Source organism: Micromonospora sp. NPDC004551, from assembly GCF_040609975.1.
Classification (GTDB): Bacteria; Actinomycetota; Actinomycetes; order Mycobacteriales; family Micromonosporaceae; genus Micromonospora.
The window spans coordinates 88625-103967 of record NZ_JBEXLM010000022.1 but is presented as its reverse complement, the minus strand read 5'-3'; the positions used below and the strand labels follow the sequence as shown (position 1 = coordinate 103967).

General features: G+C 75.4%; 10 protein-coding genes. 6 read left to right on the top strand and 4 right to left on the bottom strand.

Annotated features, from left to right (window positions below; genetic code table 11):
* Nucleotides 1-29: 29 nt before the first annotated feature.
* The 4 genes from ABZW14_RS23975 (at nucleotide 30) to ABZW14_RS23960 (ending at nucleotide 9097) form a co-directional block, all read left to right on the top strand.
* Nucleotides 30-3665, top strand: a complete 3636-nt coding sequence (locus tag ABZW14_RS23975) for an ATP-dependent DNA helicase (RefSeq protein ID WP_355350525.1) — start codon at nucleotides 30-32, stop codon at nucleotides 3663-3665.
* Entirely contained in the window at nucleotides 3662-7219 is a 3558-nt protein-coding gene (locus ABZW14_RS23970) for a UvrD-helicase domain-containing protein (RefSeq protein WP_355350469.1), read from the top strand. Before ABZW14_RS23975 ends, ABZW14_RS23970 begins: the two co-directional genes overlap by 4 nt.
* Nucleotides 7220-7420: 201 nt before the next feature.
* The gene (locus tag ABZW14_RS23965) at nucleotides 7421-7624 is read left to right on the top strand and encodes a cold-shock protein (RefSeq protein ID WP_013288421.1); all 204 of its coding nucleotides are present in this window, start codon (nucleotides 7421-7423) and stop codon (nucleotides 7622-7624) included.
* Between the two features lie 210 nt (nucleotides 7625-7834).
* Nucleotides 7835-9097, top strand: a complete 1263-nt coding sequence (locus ABZW14_RS23960; RefSeq protein WP_355350467.1) for a DEAD/DEAH box helicase — start codon at nucleotides 7835-7837, stop codon at nucleotides 9095-9097.
* Nucleotides 9098-9199: 102 nt separating this feature from the next.
* Here the strand turns inward: ABZW14_RS23960 and ABZW14_RS23955 are convergent, their stop codons facing one another.
* The 4 genes from ABZW14_RS23955 to ABZW14_RS23940 are packed head-to-tail and all read right to left on the bottom strand — an operon-like array spanning nucleotide 9200 to nucleotide 12362.
* Nucleotides 9200-9643 carry an Rrf2 family transcriptional regulator gene (locus ABZW14_RS23955; RefSeq protein WP_355350465.1) on the bottom strand — a complete coding sequence of 148 codons (444 nt, stop codon included), beginning with the start codon at nucleotides 9641-9643 and terminating at the stop codon, nucleotides 9200-9202.
* Between the two features lie 4 nt (nucleotides 9644-9647).
* Complete coding sequence (locus tag ABZW14_RS23950; RefSeq protein WP_355350463.1) at nucleotides 9648-10532, bottom strand: ABC transporter permease; 885 nt, start codon at nucleotides 10530-10532, stop codon at nucleotides 9648-9650.
* Nucleotides 10522-11301 carry an ABC transporter ATP-binding protein gene (locus ABZW14_RS23945; protein WP_355350461.1) on the bottom strand — a complete coding sequence of 260 codons (780 nt, stop codon included), beginning with the start codon at nucleotides 11299-11301 and terminating at the stop codon, nucleotides 10522-10524. Before ABZW14_RS23945 ends, ABZW14_RS23950 begins: the two co-directional genes overlap by 11 nt.
* Complete coding sequence (locus ABZW14_RS23940; RefSeq protein ID WP_355350459.1) at nucleotides 11298-12362, bottom strand: ABC transporter substrate-binding protein; 1065 nt, start codon at nucleotides 12360-12362, stop codon at nucleotides 11298-11300. Before ABZW14_RS23940 ends, ABZW14_RS23945 begins: the two co-directional genes overlap by 4 nt.
* 229 nt (nucleotides 12363-12591) lie before the next feature.
* On the opposite strand from ABZW14_RS23940, the gene ABZW14_RS23935 reads away from it, so the two are divergent.
* The gene (locus ABZW14_RS23935) at nucleotides 12592-13902 is read left to right on the top strand and encodes a pitrilysin family protein (RefSeq protein WP_355350457.1); all 1311 of its coding nucleotides are present in this window, start codon (nucleotides 12592-12594) and stop codon (nucleotides 13900-13902) included.
* 55 nt (nucleotides 13903-13957) lie between these two features.
* Nucleotides 13958-15295, top strand: a complete 1338-nt coding sequence (locus ABZW14_RS23930) for a pitrilysin family protein (protein WP_355350455.1) — start codon at nucleotides 13958-13960, stop codon at nucleotides 15293-15295.
* Nucleotides 15296-15343: the final 48 nt, after the last annotated feature.

Below are 15343 nucleotides of genomic sequence, written 5' to 3'. Positions count from 1 at the left end.
TGTCGTACCGGCGTGGTGGGATGTCGGGGATGCAGGCGTTCCGGTTGGTGCGCCGGCCCGGCGGTGTGGGGACGGGGGTCTCCCACGACGCCGGGGCGGGGCAGGGGGGTCGTCGGTCCGGCGGGCCGGCCGAGACGGAGCCGCGATCCGGGGGGTCCGCGGGCGATGCCGCGCACCCGGCGCCGCACCGGCCCGACCCGCTGCAGGCCGAGGTCGTCGCGCACACCGACGGGCCGATGCTCGTCGTCGGCGGGCCCGGCACCGGCAAGACCGCCACCCTTGTCGAGGCGGTCGCCGCCCGGGTGGCCGAGGGCGTCGACCCGGAACACGTCCTGGTGCTCACCTTCGGGCGGCGGGGCGCCACCGAGCTGCGCCACCGGATCGAGGCGCGGATCGCCGGCGACGGCCACCGGGTCGTCCGCGAGCCGTTGGTGCGCACCTTCCCGGCGTACGCCTTCGGGCTGCTCCGCCGGGCCGCCGCCGAGCGCGGCGAACCCTCGCCCCGGCTGCTCACCGGCCCCGAGCAGGACCTCATCATCCGCGAGCTGCTCGACATCGTCGGCGAGGAGCCGGCGGATGACCCGGTCGGCTGGCCGGAGGACCTGCGCCCGGCGCTGCGCACCCGGGCCTTCGCCCAGCAGCTCCGCGACCTGCTCATGCGCGCCGCCGAGCGGGGGGTCGGCCCGGTGGAGCTGGCCCGGCTGGGCGAGAAGCTGGGCCGCGCCGACTGGCCGGCCGCCGCCCGCTTCCTCCGGGAGTACGTGGCCGTCCTCGCCCTGCGCGACGTGAGCAACCGGGGCTCGATCGCCTACGACCCCGCCGAGCTGGTCCGCGCCGCCACCGGCATGCTGCTCGACGACCCGGAGCTGCTGGCCGCCGAGCGCCGCCGGCTCGCCCACGTCTACGTCGACGAGCTGGCCGACACCGACCCCGCCCAGCTCGACCTGCTCGCGGTCGTGGCCGGCGGCGGCAAGTCCCTGGTGGCCTTCGCCGACCCGGACTCCTCCACGTACGCGTTCCGCGGCGCCGACCCCGCCGGCGTGACCACCTTCCCGCACCGGTTCCGCACCGCCTCCGGCGCGCCGGCCGCCCAGGTCGTGCTGACCACCTCCTACCGGGCCGGGCCGGAGCTGCTGGCGGCCACCGCCCGGCTGGCCCGGCGGCTGCGCGGGCCGGCGGCGCACCGGCGGCTGCGCCCGCTCCCCGACGCCCCGCCGGCCACCGTGGACGTCCGCACCTTCCGCTCGGCCACCAGCGAGTCCGCCTGGCTGGCCCACGCGTTGCGCGAGGCGCACCTGCTCGACGGGGTGCCCTGGTCCCGGATGGCGGTGCTGGTCCGCTCCACCGGCCGGCAGCTGCCCTCGCTGCGGCGCGCCCTGCACACCGCCGGGGTGCCGACCGTGGTGCACGGCGAGGACCTGCCGCTGCACCTCCAGCCGGGCGTGGCCCCGCTGCTGCTCCTGCTCCGCTGCGCGCTCGAACCCGACCGGCTCGACGAGGAGTCGGCCGTCGCCCTGCTGCACTCGCCGCTGGGCGGCGCGGACCCGCTCGCCGAGCGGCGGCTGCGCCAGGGGCTGCGGGCGCTCGCGCTGGCCGCCGGTGACCGTCGCCCCTCCGGCGAGCTGATCGTCGAGGCTCTGCGCGACCCGGCCGAGCTGGCCACCGTCGAGCGGCGCTGGGCGGCTCCGGCGCAGGCGGTGGCCCACCTGCTGGAGACCGCCCGGCAGGCCGCCGCCACGCCGGGCGCGACCGCCGAGGACGTGCTCTGGGCGGTGTGGCGCGAGAGCGGCCTCGCCGAGCGCTGGGCCGGGGCGATCACCCGGGGCCGGGCCGCCACCGGCGAGCACGAGACCGCGCAGCGCTGGCGGGCCGAGGCCGCCGACCGCGACCTCGACGCGGTCATGGTGCTCTTCGACGCGGCCGCCCGGTTCACCGACCGGCTGCCCGGCGCGCGTACCGAGGTCTTCCTCGATCACGTGCTCGGGCAGGAGTTGCCCGCCGACACCCTCGCCGCCAGCGCCGACCGGGGCGAGGCCGTACGCCTGCTCACCGCGCACGCCGCCAAGGGCCTGGAGTGGGACCTGGTCGCGATCGCCGGCGTGCAGGAGGGCGTGTGGCCCGACCTGCGGCTGCGCGGCAGCCTGCTCGGCTCCGAGCGGCTTGTCGACGTGCTCGCCGGCCGGGCCGACGGCGCCGGGCTGCGGGCCAGCCTGGTCGGGCAGACCTCGGCGCTGCTGGACGAGGAGCGCCGGCTGTTCCACGTCGCGGTCAGCCGGGCCCGGCGGCGGCTGCTGGTCACCGCGGTCGCCTCGGCGGCGGTCGGCGGCGATGACCACGAGGAGCAGCCCAGCCGCTTCCTGCACGAGCTGGCCGCCACCGATCCGCCCGCCGTGGGTGGCGGCGGAACGGCCCCGCCCGGCCCGGACCGAGGACCCCGCCCGAACGGCCCGACCGGCGGCGACCCGACCGTTGGCGACGCGAGCGATGGTGGCGCGACCGGGGCTGCCGGCCAGGGGCGGGACCGGCGTCACGGCGCCGCCCGCACTCCGGCGGGCGCGGCCGGGCGGCCGGGCGACGGTGCCGCGCTGGCCGTGCCGCGGGCGTCGGACGGGCCGGTGCCGGTTGGGGACGAGGACCCGCAGGACGGGGCGCCCGGCGCGCTGCCGGTCAGCCTGCCGCCGCGCGGGCTCACCCTGTCGGCGCTGGTGGCGGAGCTGCGTACCGCGGTCACCGATCCGGCGGCGCCGGTCACCCGGCGGCGCGCGGCGGCCGCCGAGCTGGCCCGGCTGGCCGCGGCCGGGGTGCCCGGCGCGCACCCCGACGACTGGTGGGGGCTGCGCGGCCTCTCCGACGACCGGCCGTTGGTCGACGAGGGCGAGCCGGTGCGGGTCACCCCGTCGGCCATGGAGAGTGCGCTGCGCTGCAGCCTGCGCTGGCTGCTGGAACGGCACGGCGGCAGCGCTCCGGCCAGCGCCGCGCAGGGCGTCGGCAACCTGGTGCACGCCGCGGCCATGCTGGCCGAGGATGCGAGCGTCGACCGGACCGCCCTGCTGGAGTACGTGGCCGCCCGGTTCGACGCCATCGAGCTGGCGGCCCGCTGGATGGTCGGCCCGGAACGCGCCCGCGCCGAGGCCATGGTGGACAAGCTGCTGCGCTGGCTGGCCGGCAACCCGCGGCGGCTGCTCGCCATCGAGCACGAGTTCGCGGTCCGCCTCGACGACCCGCGCCGGCCGGTCGAGCTGACCGGCCGGGTCGACCGGCTGGAGGTCGACGCCGAGGGGCGGCTCGTGGTGATCGACCTGAAGACCGGCAAGTCCACCGCGGTCACCGAGCGGGAGGTGGCCGAGCACCCGCAGCTCGGCGCCTACCAGGCGGCCGTGGAGGCGGGGGCGTTCGCCGAGTTCGGCGAGGAGTCCGGGGGCGCTGCGCTCGTGCAGCTCGGCACCGGTGCCAAGGACGCCAAGGAGCAGGCCCAGGCGGCCGCCGGGGAGGGACCCGAGGCGGGCTGGGCCACCGCGCTGGTCCGGCGCACCGCCGACACGATGGCCGCCGCCACCTTCGCCGCCGTCGCCAACTCGAAGTGCCGGGTCTGCCCGGTGCGCACGAGCTGCCCGGTCTCCGGGCAGGGTCGCCAGGTCGTCGAGCCGCCCACGGAGCACCCATGACGACCCAGCCGACGCTGTTCGGCGCCACCGCCACCCCGACGCCCCGGACGGCCGACGCCGGCCCCCGCTACACCCCTGTCGAGCTGGCCAGACTGCTCCGGCTGCCGGCGCCCACGCGGGAACAGGCGGCGATCATCGCCGCGCCGGTGGAGCCGCTGCTGGTGGTCGCGGGCGCCGGCTCCGGCAAGACCGAGACGATGGCCGCGCGGGTGGTCTGGCTGGTCGCCAACTCGTACGTCCGCCCCGAGCACATCCTCGGCCTCACCTTCACCCGCAAGGCGGCCGGCGAGCTGGCGCACCGCGTACGCACCCGGCTCGACCAGCTCATCCGCCGGCTCGGCCGGCAGGGACGGGACCCGCACTCCGATCCCCTGGCGGGCGAGCCGACCGTCTCCACCTACCACTCGTACGCGGGCCGGATCGTCACCGAGCACGGGCTGCGCGCCGGCTACGAGCCGACCACCCGGCTGCTCACCGAGGCGTCCCGCTGGCAGCTCGTCGACCTGCTGGTGCGCAACTACGACGGCGACATGTCCGAGGTGGACCGGATGCCGTCGACCATCACCGACGCGGTGCTCGCCCTGGCCGGCGAGCTGGACGAGCACCTGGTCGACCCGGACGAGCTGGCCGCCTGGACCGGCCGGTTCTTCGCCGAGGTGCAGTCGCGCCCGGGGCGGGTCTACGCCGACGTGCGCAAGGCGCTCCAGCTCCAGCAGACCCGGCTGAAACTGCTGCCGCTCGTCCGCGCGTACGCCCGGCGCAAGGACGACTTCGAGGCGATGGACTTCGCCGACCAGCTGGCCCGGGCCGCGCGGGTGGCCCGCGACCACCCCGGCGTGGGGGTGATCGAGCGGGACCGGTTCCGGGTGGTGCTGCTCGACGAGTACCAGGACACCAGCCACGCCCAGGTGGTGCTGCTCAACGCCCTCTTCGGCGGCGGCCACCCGGTCACCGCGGTGGGCGACCCCTGCCAGTCCATCTACGGCTGGCGCGGGGCCAGCGCCGGCACGCTGGACCGGTTCCCCACCGAGTTCGCCCGCACCGACGGCAGCCCCGCCGAGGTGCTCAGCCTCACCACGAGCTGGCGCAACCGGCCCGAGATCCTCGGCGTCGCCAACGCGCTGTCGGTGCCGCTGCGGGCGGCCGGTGCCCGGGTGCCCGAGCTGCACGCCGCGCTCAGCGTCCGCGACCCGATCCCGCACCGCAGCCCCGGCGGCCGGGCCGCCGGCACCGTGCACTGCGCGCTGCTGGAGACGTACGCCGACGAGGCCGACTGGATCGCCGAGAGCGTGCTGGCGGCCTGGCGCGGGGCGGCCGGGATGCCGGACGCGCTGGCTGAGCACATCCCGGCGCATCGGCGCCCCACGACCGCCGTGCTGGTCCGGCTGCGCAGCCAGATCCCGGCCCTCGAAGCGGCGCTGCGCGCCCGCGGGCTGCCCGTCGACGTGGTCGGCCTGGGCGGGCTGCTGGACACCCCCGAGATCCGGGACGTGGTCTGCACGCTGCGGGTGCTCGCCGACCCGACCGACGGTGCGGCGCTGCTGCGGCTGCTCACCGGCGCGCGCTGGCGGATCGGGCCGCGCGACCTGGTCGCCCTGCACCGGCGGGCGCGAGCCATCGCGCGGGCCCGCCGGGAGGTGACCGGCGACGACGGGCCGGAGATCACCGTGGACGCGCTGGACGAGGCGACGCTTGTCGAGGCGCTGGCTGACCTGGGGCCGGCGCAGGCGTACTCGGCGGAGGGGTTCGCCCGGCTGCGGTCGTACGGGATGGAGCTGGCGCTGCTGCGCTACCGGCTGGACCAGTCGCTGCCGGAGCTGATCGCGGACATCGAGCGCACCATCGGCCTGGACGTGGAGGTGGCGGTCCGGGCCGGCCGGGACGGCGCGGGTGACGCCGGCCTGGCCCGCGCCCATCTGGACGCGCTCGGCGACGTCGCGGCCCGGTTCAGCGGCGAGACCCCGGGCGCCACGCTGGCCGGTTTCCTCGCCTACCTGGCCGCCGCCGAGGACGAGGAGCGCGGCCTGACCCCGGGCGAGGTCGAGGTGGTGGAGGGCGCGGTGCAGATCCTCACCGCGCACGCCGCCAAGGGTCTGGAGTGGGACGTCGTGTCGGTCGCCGGGCTGACCCGGGGCGTCTGGCCGGGGCCGGTACGCAACTCGGACCACTGGCTGGGCGGGCTCGGCGTGCTGCCGTTCCCGCTGCGTGGCGACGCGGACGGGCTGCCCGAGCTGGGCCTTGACGGGGCGGACGACCAGCGCGGGGTGGCCCGGGCCGTGGAGGACTTCACCGACGCCTGGCGGGCGCACGACGAGCGGGAGGAGCGCCGGCTGGCGTATGTGGCGGTGACCCGGCCCCGCCGGCTGCTGCTCTGCTCCGGCTACTGGTGGGGGGAGGGGACGAAGAAGTTCCGTGGCCCCTCGGCCTTCCTCCGCGAGGTGCACGACGCCTGCCTGGCCGGCGGGGACGGCCACCTGGTCGACGCGTGGGCGCCCGAGCCGGCCGGGGACGCGGTCAACCCGACCACCGAGACGGTGCTGCGGGCCGAGTGGCCGGCCGACCCGCTGGGCGCCCGCCGCCCGGCGCTGTCCGAGGCGGCCGCCCTGGTCCGCCGCTACCTGGCCGACCCCGAGGCGGCCCGCCGCGAGGAGGCCCTGCTGTCGGCCGCCGCCGCGACCGCCCCGGCACCGGCCGGGGACACCGCCACGACGCCGCCCGCCAAGAGCGCCGCCACCCCGGCATCCGCCGAGAACGCCGGCACGACGGCTTCCGCCGCCGAGGCCGACACGCGGCCGCCCGCCGAGGACGCTGACCCGTCGGCGCCCGCCGAGGACGCCGAGGTGGCCCGCTGGCGGCGGGAGGCGGACCTGCTCCTCGCCGAGCGGGCCGAGCTGGCCCGGCGGGCCGAGGCCGTCGAGGTGGAGCTGCCCGGGCACCTGTCGGTGACGCAGCTCGTGGCGCTGCGCCGCGACCCGGAGGCGCTGGCCCGTACGCTGCGCCGGCCGATGCCCACCGAGCCCAACCCGTACGCCCGGCGGGGCACCGCCTTCCACACCTGGCTGGAGCAGCGCTTCGGCGCCGACCGCCTGCTCGATGTGGACGAGCTGCCGGGCGCGGCGGACGACGACGCCGCCCCGGACGACGCGCTCACCGAACTCCAGGAACGCTTCCTGGCCAGCGAGTGGGCCGACCGGGTGCCGGTGGAGGTGGAGGTGCCCTTCGCCACGGTGATCGCCGGCGTGGTGGTCCGGGGCCGGATGGACGCCGTCTTTGCCCGGCCCGGCGGCCGCTTCGACGTGGTCGACTGGAAGACCGGCCGGCAGCCCGCCGGGCGGGAGGCCGAGGCGGCGGCCGTGCAGCTCGCCGTCTACCGGCTGGCCTGGGCCGAGCTGGCCGGGGTGCCGGTCGAGCGGGTCGGGGCCGCCTTCCACTACGTCCGGGACGGGGCGACCGTCCGCCCGGCGGACCTGCTCGACGCCGCGGGGCTGACCGCGCTGGTCGCCGCGGTGCCGGAATTTCCGACAGACGGCGCGGCGTTGCAGAGATCGTGGTAGGTTAGGCGCGTTGCAGTTTTGGTTTCCAGAGACTCTGTGTGCGCCTGGCGGATTGTGGCCCCAGGCGCTCTTTGTTGTGTCCGGAGTTCTCCGGGCGGGGCGACCAGCAGCGACAGGCACGCCGCGCACTCGCGCGCGGTGTGCTCCTCTTCGGTCCGCAACAGGTGCGGGTCCGAACGTTCCGTCAAGGAGACGAAACACATGGCAATTGGCACCGTCAAGTGGTTCAACGCTGACAAGGGCTTCGGCTTCATCACCCCGGACGACGGCGGCGCCGACGTCTTCGCCCACTTCTCGGCGATCCAGACCTCCGGCTACCGGAGCCTGGACGAGAACCAGCGGGTCGAGTTCGAGGTGACCCAGGGCCAGAAGGGCCCGCAGGCGGAGAACATCCGTCCGCTCTGATCTTCGGATCATCCAGTAACACCCACCGCGCCTTCCCGGCGCGGTGACGGGCCGGTCCGCTGCGCCGCCCACCCGCTCCGCGGGACGTGGCGTGCTGTGGCGGGCCGGCCCGTACCTTTCGGTTCGTGCTTGTGACCACCGGCGACCCCGGTGACGCGCCTCTCCCGGCGCCCTTCCTCGACACGTGCCGCGTCGAGGAAGGCTTTCCGCATGACCATGACCGTCCCCACCTTCGCCGCCACCGGTTTGGCCCCGGCGCTGGTCACCGAGCTGACCGCGCAGGGCATCACCGAGCCGTTCCCGATCCAGGCGGCGACCCTGCCGGACTCGCTGGCCGGCCGTGACGTGCTGGGCCGCGGGCGCACCGGCTCGGGCAAGACACTCGCCTTCGGGCTGCCGCTGCTGCACCGCACGGCCGGTCGCCGGGCCGGCGCCCGCCGCCCGCTGGCGCTCGTGCTGGTGCCCACCCGCGAGCTGGCCCAGCAGGTGACGGCGGCGCTCACCCCGTACGCCCGGGCGCTCGGGCTGCGCTGCGCCACCGTGGTCGGCGGGCTCTCCCTCCAGCGGCAGGCGGACGCGCTGCGCGCCGGCGCCGAGGTGCTGGTGGCCACCCCGGGCCGGCTGCACGACCTGATCGACCGGGGTGACGCCCGGCTCGACCAGGTGGCCGTCACCGTGCTCGACGAGGCCGACCAGATGGCCGACATGGGCTTCCTGCCGCAGGTGACGAAGCTGCTGGAGCAGGTCGCGCCGAACGGTCAGCGGATGCTCTTCTCGGCCACCCTGGACGGCGGGGTGGACAAGCTGGTCCGCCGCTTCCTGAGCAACCCGGTGTCGCACTCCGTCGACCCGGGCACCGCCACGGTGACCGCCATGACCCACCACGTGCTGCACGTCGAGGCGGAGGACAAGCCGGCCGCGCTGGCCCACATCGCCGCCCGCGAGGGGCGCACCATCCTGTTCATGGCGACCAAGCACCGGGCCGACCGGGTCGCCCGCCAACTGCTCGCCAAGGGGGTACGCGCCGCCGCGCTGCACGGCGGCAAGACCCAGCCGCAGCGCACCCGGATCCTGGAGCAGTTCCGCACCGGCCAGGTGACCGCGCTGGTGGCCACCGACGTGGCGGCCCGGGGCATCCACGTCGACGGTCTGGACCTGGTGGTCAACGCCGACCCGCCCACCGAGGCGAAGGACTACCTGCACCGGGGTGGGCGGACCGCCCGAGCGGGCGAGTCGGGCACCGTGGTGACCCTGGTCCTGCCGGAGCAGCGCCGGGACGTCTCCCGGCTCATGACCGTGGCCGGCATCACCCCGCACACCGCCCGGGTGCGCCCCGGCGACGAGGAACTGGCCCGCGTCACCGGCGCCCGCCAGCCCACCGGTGTCCCGGTCAGCATCAGCCCGCCGCCCGCGCCGCACCCCGCGCCGGCCTCCCGGCCGTCCCGGTCCCGCCGCCCGCGCCGCCGGGGCTGATCCACCCGGGCTCGGCGGGCCGGCGCTGGCCCGCACGCCGAGCCGGGGTCGAATCCCCGTCCGGGCCGCGTCGCACCCGCGGCCCGGTCCGGATCCGGTGGGTCAGGACGCCGCGGCGCGGTCCGCCAGCAGGTCGGCGAGGGTGGTCCGGTCGACCACCAGGGCGATGGCGCCGTCCACCGCGAGCCACACGTCCCGCAGCCCGGACGCCACCCCGTGGTAGCCGGCCCGGTCGGCGGGCATGCCCCGGACGCTGGTCAGCGCGCCGCCGACCGCCCGCAGCACGTCGCCCACGCTGATCTCGGCCGGCTGGCGGGTGAGCGCGTATCCGCCCTCGGTGCCGCGATGGCTGTGCAACAGCCCGGCCCGGCGCAGGTCGAGCAGGATGCCCTGGAGGAAGCTGAGCGGGATGTCCTGGCGCTCGGCCAGGCTCGCCGCCTTGACCAGCTCGCCGCCCCCGTACCCCCCGTCGCCGGTGGACCCGGCGGCGTCGGCGACGGCGAGCATGGCCCGGAGCGCGTAGTCGGCGCGCGCGGAGACGTACACGGCCTCAGTTGCCGGCCTGGTCCAGCACGCCCCACCGCCGGCGGATCGCCTTGTCGGCGGCGCCGAACGCGGCGTCCACCAGCAGGCCCACCACCAGGATGACGATCATGATGGCCATCAGCCGGGGCGCCTCGCTCAGTTCCCGGGCGTAGGTGAGCTGCGCGCCGATCGACGTGCGGGTGGCGATGACCACCAGCAGCTCGCCGGCCATGAGGCTGCGCCAGGCGAAGGCCCAGCCCTGCTTGAGCCCGGCCACGATGGCGGGCAGCGCGGCCGGCGCGATCACGTACCGGTAGAGGTTGAGCCCCCGCGCGCCGAGGTTGCGGCCGGCCCGGACCAGCAGCGGCGGCACGTAGTCGACGCCGTGGATGACACCGTTGGCCACCGACGGCGCCGCGCCGAGCACCACCACGAAGAAGATGGCCTGCTCGCTGAGCTGGAACAGCAGGATCGCCAGGGGGAACCAGGCGATCGACGGCATGGTCTGCAACGCGGTGATCATCGACCCGAGGGCGGCGCGGAGCACCTTCACCCGGGCCACCGCCAGGCCGAGCAGCAGGCCGACGGAGACCGCGGCGGCGAAGCCCACGGCGGCGCGGCGGGCCGTGGTGGCCAGGCCCTCCCAGAGCGCGGAGCTGACCAGGTAGTGGCCGAGGTCCTCGAAGACCACCACCGGTCCGGGCAGCGCCCACGGGTCCTTCCAGCCGGTCCAGACCACGGCCTGCCAGAGGGCCACGGCCAGGGCCAGGGCGGCGAGTTTCGGCCAGGTGGCCGCCCAGCCGCGGCGCAGCCGGGACGGGGCCTTCTCCTGGCCGGCGATCTCCAGGGCGTCCAGGCCGGAGATCTCCGCGTCGGTACGCGGCGACCCGGCGAGCGTGTCACTGGCCATGGCGGCCCACCTCCGTACGCAGCCGGTCGGTGACGTCGGCGGCGATGGCCGCGATCTCCGGCGAGTCGATCCGCCGGGGTCGTGGCACGTCGACGCCGGTGGAGTAGATGATCCGGCCGGGCCGGCTGGACAGCAGGATGATCCGGTCGGCGAGACGGGCCGCCTCGCGGACGTTGTGGGTCACGAAGATCACGGTGAGCTTCCGCTCGGACCAGATCCGTTCCAGCTCGTCGTGAAGGATGTCCCGGGTCATGGCGTCGAGCGCGCCGAACGGCTCGTCCATCAGCAGCACCGGCGTGTCCAGGGCGAGCGTGCGGGCCAGCGCGACGCGCTGCCGCATGCCGCCGGAGAGCTGGTGCGGGCGCTTGCGGCCGAACTCGGACAGGTGGACCGTGCGCAGCAGCTCCGCGACCCGGGCCTTGCGCTCCGGCCGGGGCAGCCCCCGCAGCTTGAGCGGTGCCTCGACGTTGCCCTCGACGGTGAGCCACGGGAACAGTGCCGACTCCTGGAACATCAGTCCGGGGTTCACCCCCTCGCCCAGCTCGATCCGCCCGCCGCTGGCCCGGTCCAGCCCGGCGACCAGGTTGAGCAGCGTGCTCTTGCCGCAGCCGGACGCGCCGACCAGGCAGACGAACTCGCCGGGGGCGACGTCCAGCGAGACCCCGTCCAGGGCCAGGACGGCCTGCTCGCCCTGGCCGTACACCTTGGTCACGCCGCGCAGCGCGACCGAGCCGGTCGCGCTGCGCGGGGTCGTCGTGGTCGACGTCACGGCTGGACGACCTCGGTCTTGCCCTGGGCCTTGAGCACCTCGTTGAGGTACTTCAGGTCGTAGAGGCCGTTCAGGTCGACCGGCTGGGTCAGCCCGACGGCGACGGCGTGGTCCAGGCCGGTCTTCAGCGAGGACGGGATCGGGTCGTTGGTGAACTCCAGCGTCGGCCAGGCCTGCTTGATCAGCTTGAGGTCCAGCGGCTTGCCGGTGATCTTGCCGATGTGGTCGGAGATGGCCTGCTGGGCCTCGTCCGGCTTGCTGTTGACGAACTCGTTCGCCGCGACCTGGCCCTCGACCAGCTTCTTCACCACGTCCGGGTGCGCCTTGAGGAACTTGGTGCTGACCAGCAGGTTGGTGATGACGAACTTCTTGTCCGGCCACAGGTCGCGCTCGTCGACCAGCACCTTGCCGCCCGCGTTGACCAGCCGGGAGACGAAGGGCTCGGGCACCCAGGCGCCGTCGATGGCGCCGCTGCCGAAGGTCTCGACGGTCTGCGCGTTCTCCTGGGGGACCACCTTGACGTCGCCGCCGCCCTCCTTGGTGGTCTGGAGGCCCTTCTCCTTGAGCCAGTAGCGCAGCGCGACATCCTGGGTGTTGCCGAGCTGCGGGGTGGCGATCTTCTTGCCGCGCAGCTGCTCCACCGAGGTGATCTCGGGCTTCACCACCAGGGCGACGCCGCCGGACGCGGCGCCGGACACGACCCGGACCGCCTCGCCCTTGGACTTCGAGAAGGCGTTCACGGTCGGGTTCGGACCGATGTACGTGGCGTCGAGCGCGCCGGAGAAGACCGCCTCGATGGCCGCCGGGCCGGCGTTGAACGTCTTGGTCTCCAGCGTGACGTCGCCGCCCAGCTTCTCCTTGAAGATGCCCTTCTCCACGCCGACGACGGCCGGCGCGTGGGTGATGTTCGGGAAGTAGCCGAGGCGCAGCGTCACCGGACCGGAGCCGCCGGCCGCGTCGTCGCTGTCGTCGCCGCAGGCCGCGGTGGCGCCCAGGGTGGCCGCGCCGACCACGGCGAGGGTGGCCAGGGTGACCAGGCGGCGGAAGGGGAGCCGTCTCATCGTGTATCCAATCCGCAGTATTCCTACTTAGTTGGTAGGAAGACTGGGGCAGGTGGCGAGCGGCGTCAAGACCCCGCCACAATCCGGGACGCGCGACCTCGGGATTGTCGACAATTCCCACCTGTTCGGTGGAGATGACAACGCCGGTCGGCCCCCGCTCGGCACCGCCGTCCGGTGGGCCCGCGCACACCGCCGGTGCACGTGCGGCGGACGCAGTAGGGTCGATCACGTGCCGACGCGGAGAGCGAGAATTCCAGCGACGAAATACCCGGTCGAGCGGTTCACCCTCGACAACGGCCTGCGGGTGGTGCTCACCCCCGACCGCAGCGCCCCGGTCATCGGAGTGGCGGTGGTCTACGACGTCGGCATCCGCTCCGAGCCGGAGGGGCGCACCGGCTTCGCCCACCTCTTCGAGCACCTGATGTTCCAGGGCTCGGAGAACCTGGAGAAGCTGGCCCACTTCCGGCACGTCCAGGGCGCCGGCGGCACCTTCAACGGCTCCACCCACCTGGACTACACCGACTACTACGAGACCCTGCCCAGCAACGCGTTGGAGCGGGCGCTCTTCCTGGAGGCCGACCGGATGCGGGGCCCCCGGCTGACCGAGGAGAACCTGCGCAACCAGGTCGACGTGGTCAAGGAGGAGATCCGGGTCAACGTGCTCAACCGGCCGTACGGCGGGTTCCCCTGGCTCACCCTGCCGCCGGTCATGTTCGACACCTTCCCCAACGCGCACGACGGCTACGGCTCCTTCGACGACCTGGAGTCGGCCACCGTGGGCGACGCGGCCGACTTCTTCCGCCGCTACTACGCCAGCGGCAACGCCGTCCTGGCGGTCAGCGGGGACGTCGACGTGGCCGAGGCGACCGCGCTCATCGAGCGGCACTTCGGCGACGTGCCGGCCCGCCCCGCCCCGGAGCGCCCCGACTTCACCGAGCCCGACCTCACCGCGGAGCGGCGCACCTCGTACACCGACCAGCTGGCCCCGCTGCCGGCGGTGGCCGGGGCCTGGCGGGTGCCCGACCCGGTGACCGACTTCGCCGGCTACCTCCCGTACGTGGTGCTGGCCGAGGTGCTCACCGACGGCGACGCCTCCCGGCTGGTCGAACGGCTGGTCCAGCGGGACCGCTCGGTCACCAGCCTCGGCGGCTACCTCGGCTTCATGGGCGACCCGTTCGACGTGCGTGACCCCACCGCGCTGCTGCTCCAGGCACACCTGCCGCCCGGCGGCGACGTGGACAAGGTGCTGCGCACCGTCGACGAGGAACTGGACCGGCTGGCCACCGACGGGCTGACCGAGGGAGAGCTGGCCCGCACCCAGGCCCGGATGGCCACCCACCTGCTGCGGGACACCGACGCGGTGCTCGGCCGGGCGCTGCGGATGGCCGTCCTGGAACAGCAGCGCGGCGAGCCGGGCCTGCTCAACGAGCTACCCCGGCTGGTCGGCGAGGTGACCGACGAGCAGGTCCGCGCCGCCGCCGCCACCCTGCGGCCGGAGCGCCGCGCGTCGATCGAGGTCATCGCCGGAGGTGCCCGGTGAGCGCGAGAAGTGAGCCGGGGTTGCGAGCCCCGCAGTCGCGAACGGAGAAGGCTCAGTGAGTGCAACCGTGGAGACGGGCAGCCGGCCGCTGCCGGCGCTCGGGCCCAACCGCAGGCTCAAGCTGCCCAAGCAGGCCGAGCGCACGCTGGGCAACGGGCTCACCGTGATCGCCGTACGCCGCAGCGCCATCCCGCTGGTGGAGCTGCGGCTCTGGATGCCGTTCGGGCGTACCCACCTGGCCCGCGGCGGGATGCTCGCGCAGACCCTGCTCTCCGGCACGGAGACGCACACGGCGACCCAGCTCGCCGCGGAGCTGCAGAAGGTCGGCGGCGGGCTCTCCGCCGGCATCGACCCGGACCGGCTGATGCTCTCCGGGGCGGGCCTGGTCACCGGCCTGGACCGGATGTTGGAGCTGCTCGCCGACGTCCTGACCGGGGCCACCTACCCGGCCGACTGGGTGGAGACCGAGCGGGACCGGCTGGTCGACCGGATCCAGGTGGCCCAGAGCCAGCCCGCCCACCTGGCCCGCACCGCGCTGCTCAAGCGGATCTACGGCCGGCACCCGTACGCCATCCAGACCCCGGAGCCGGACCAGGTGCGCGCGGTGAAGCCGCCGGTGCTGCGCCGGCTGCACGCCGAGCGGGTGCACCCGGCCGGCGCGGTGCTGGTGCTCGTCGGCGACGTGCAGCCGGAACGGGCCCTGGACGCCGCCGAGCGGGCGCTCTCCGGCTGGAAGGGCGAGGGGCAGCCGGCCGAGCTGCCGCCCGCGCCGCCGCTGGAGCCGGGCCCGCTGCTGCTGGTGGACCGCCCCGGCTCCGTGCAGTCCTCGCTGCGGATCGCGCTGCCCGCGGTGCCCCGCACCCACCCCGACCACGCCGCGCTGCAACTGGCCAACCTGGTCTTCGGCGGCTACTTCTCGTCCCGCTGGGTGGAGAACATCCGCGAGGACAAGGGCTACACGTACGGGCCGCACTCGCTGGTCGAGCACTCGGTGGCCGGGTCGGTGCTCGTCGCCGCCGCCGAGGTGGCCACCGAGGTCACCGCGCCCGCACTGCTGGAGACCATGTACGAGCTGGGCCGGCTGGCCGCCCTGCCGCCCAAGCCGGACGAGCTGGAGCAGGCCCGCCAGTACGCCCTCGGCACGCTCCAGCTCGGCATGTCCACCCAGGCCGGTCTGGCGTCGCTGACCAGCGCGTACGCCGGGAACGGTCTGCGCCTGGACTTCCTCGCCGAGCACGCCGCCCGGCTGGCCGCGGCGACCGTGGACGACGTGGCCGCGGCAGCGGCCCGCTACCTCGCCCCGGCGCGGGCGGTCACCGTGGTGCTCGGCGACGCCGAGAAGGTGGCCGACTCGTTGGCGGCGCTGACCCCGGTCCGCACGGAGTCGGCGTGAGCGCGAGGAGCGAGCCGGGTCTGCGAGCCCCGCAGTCGCGAACGAGAA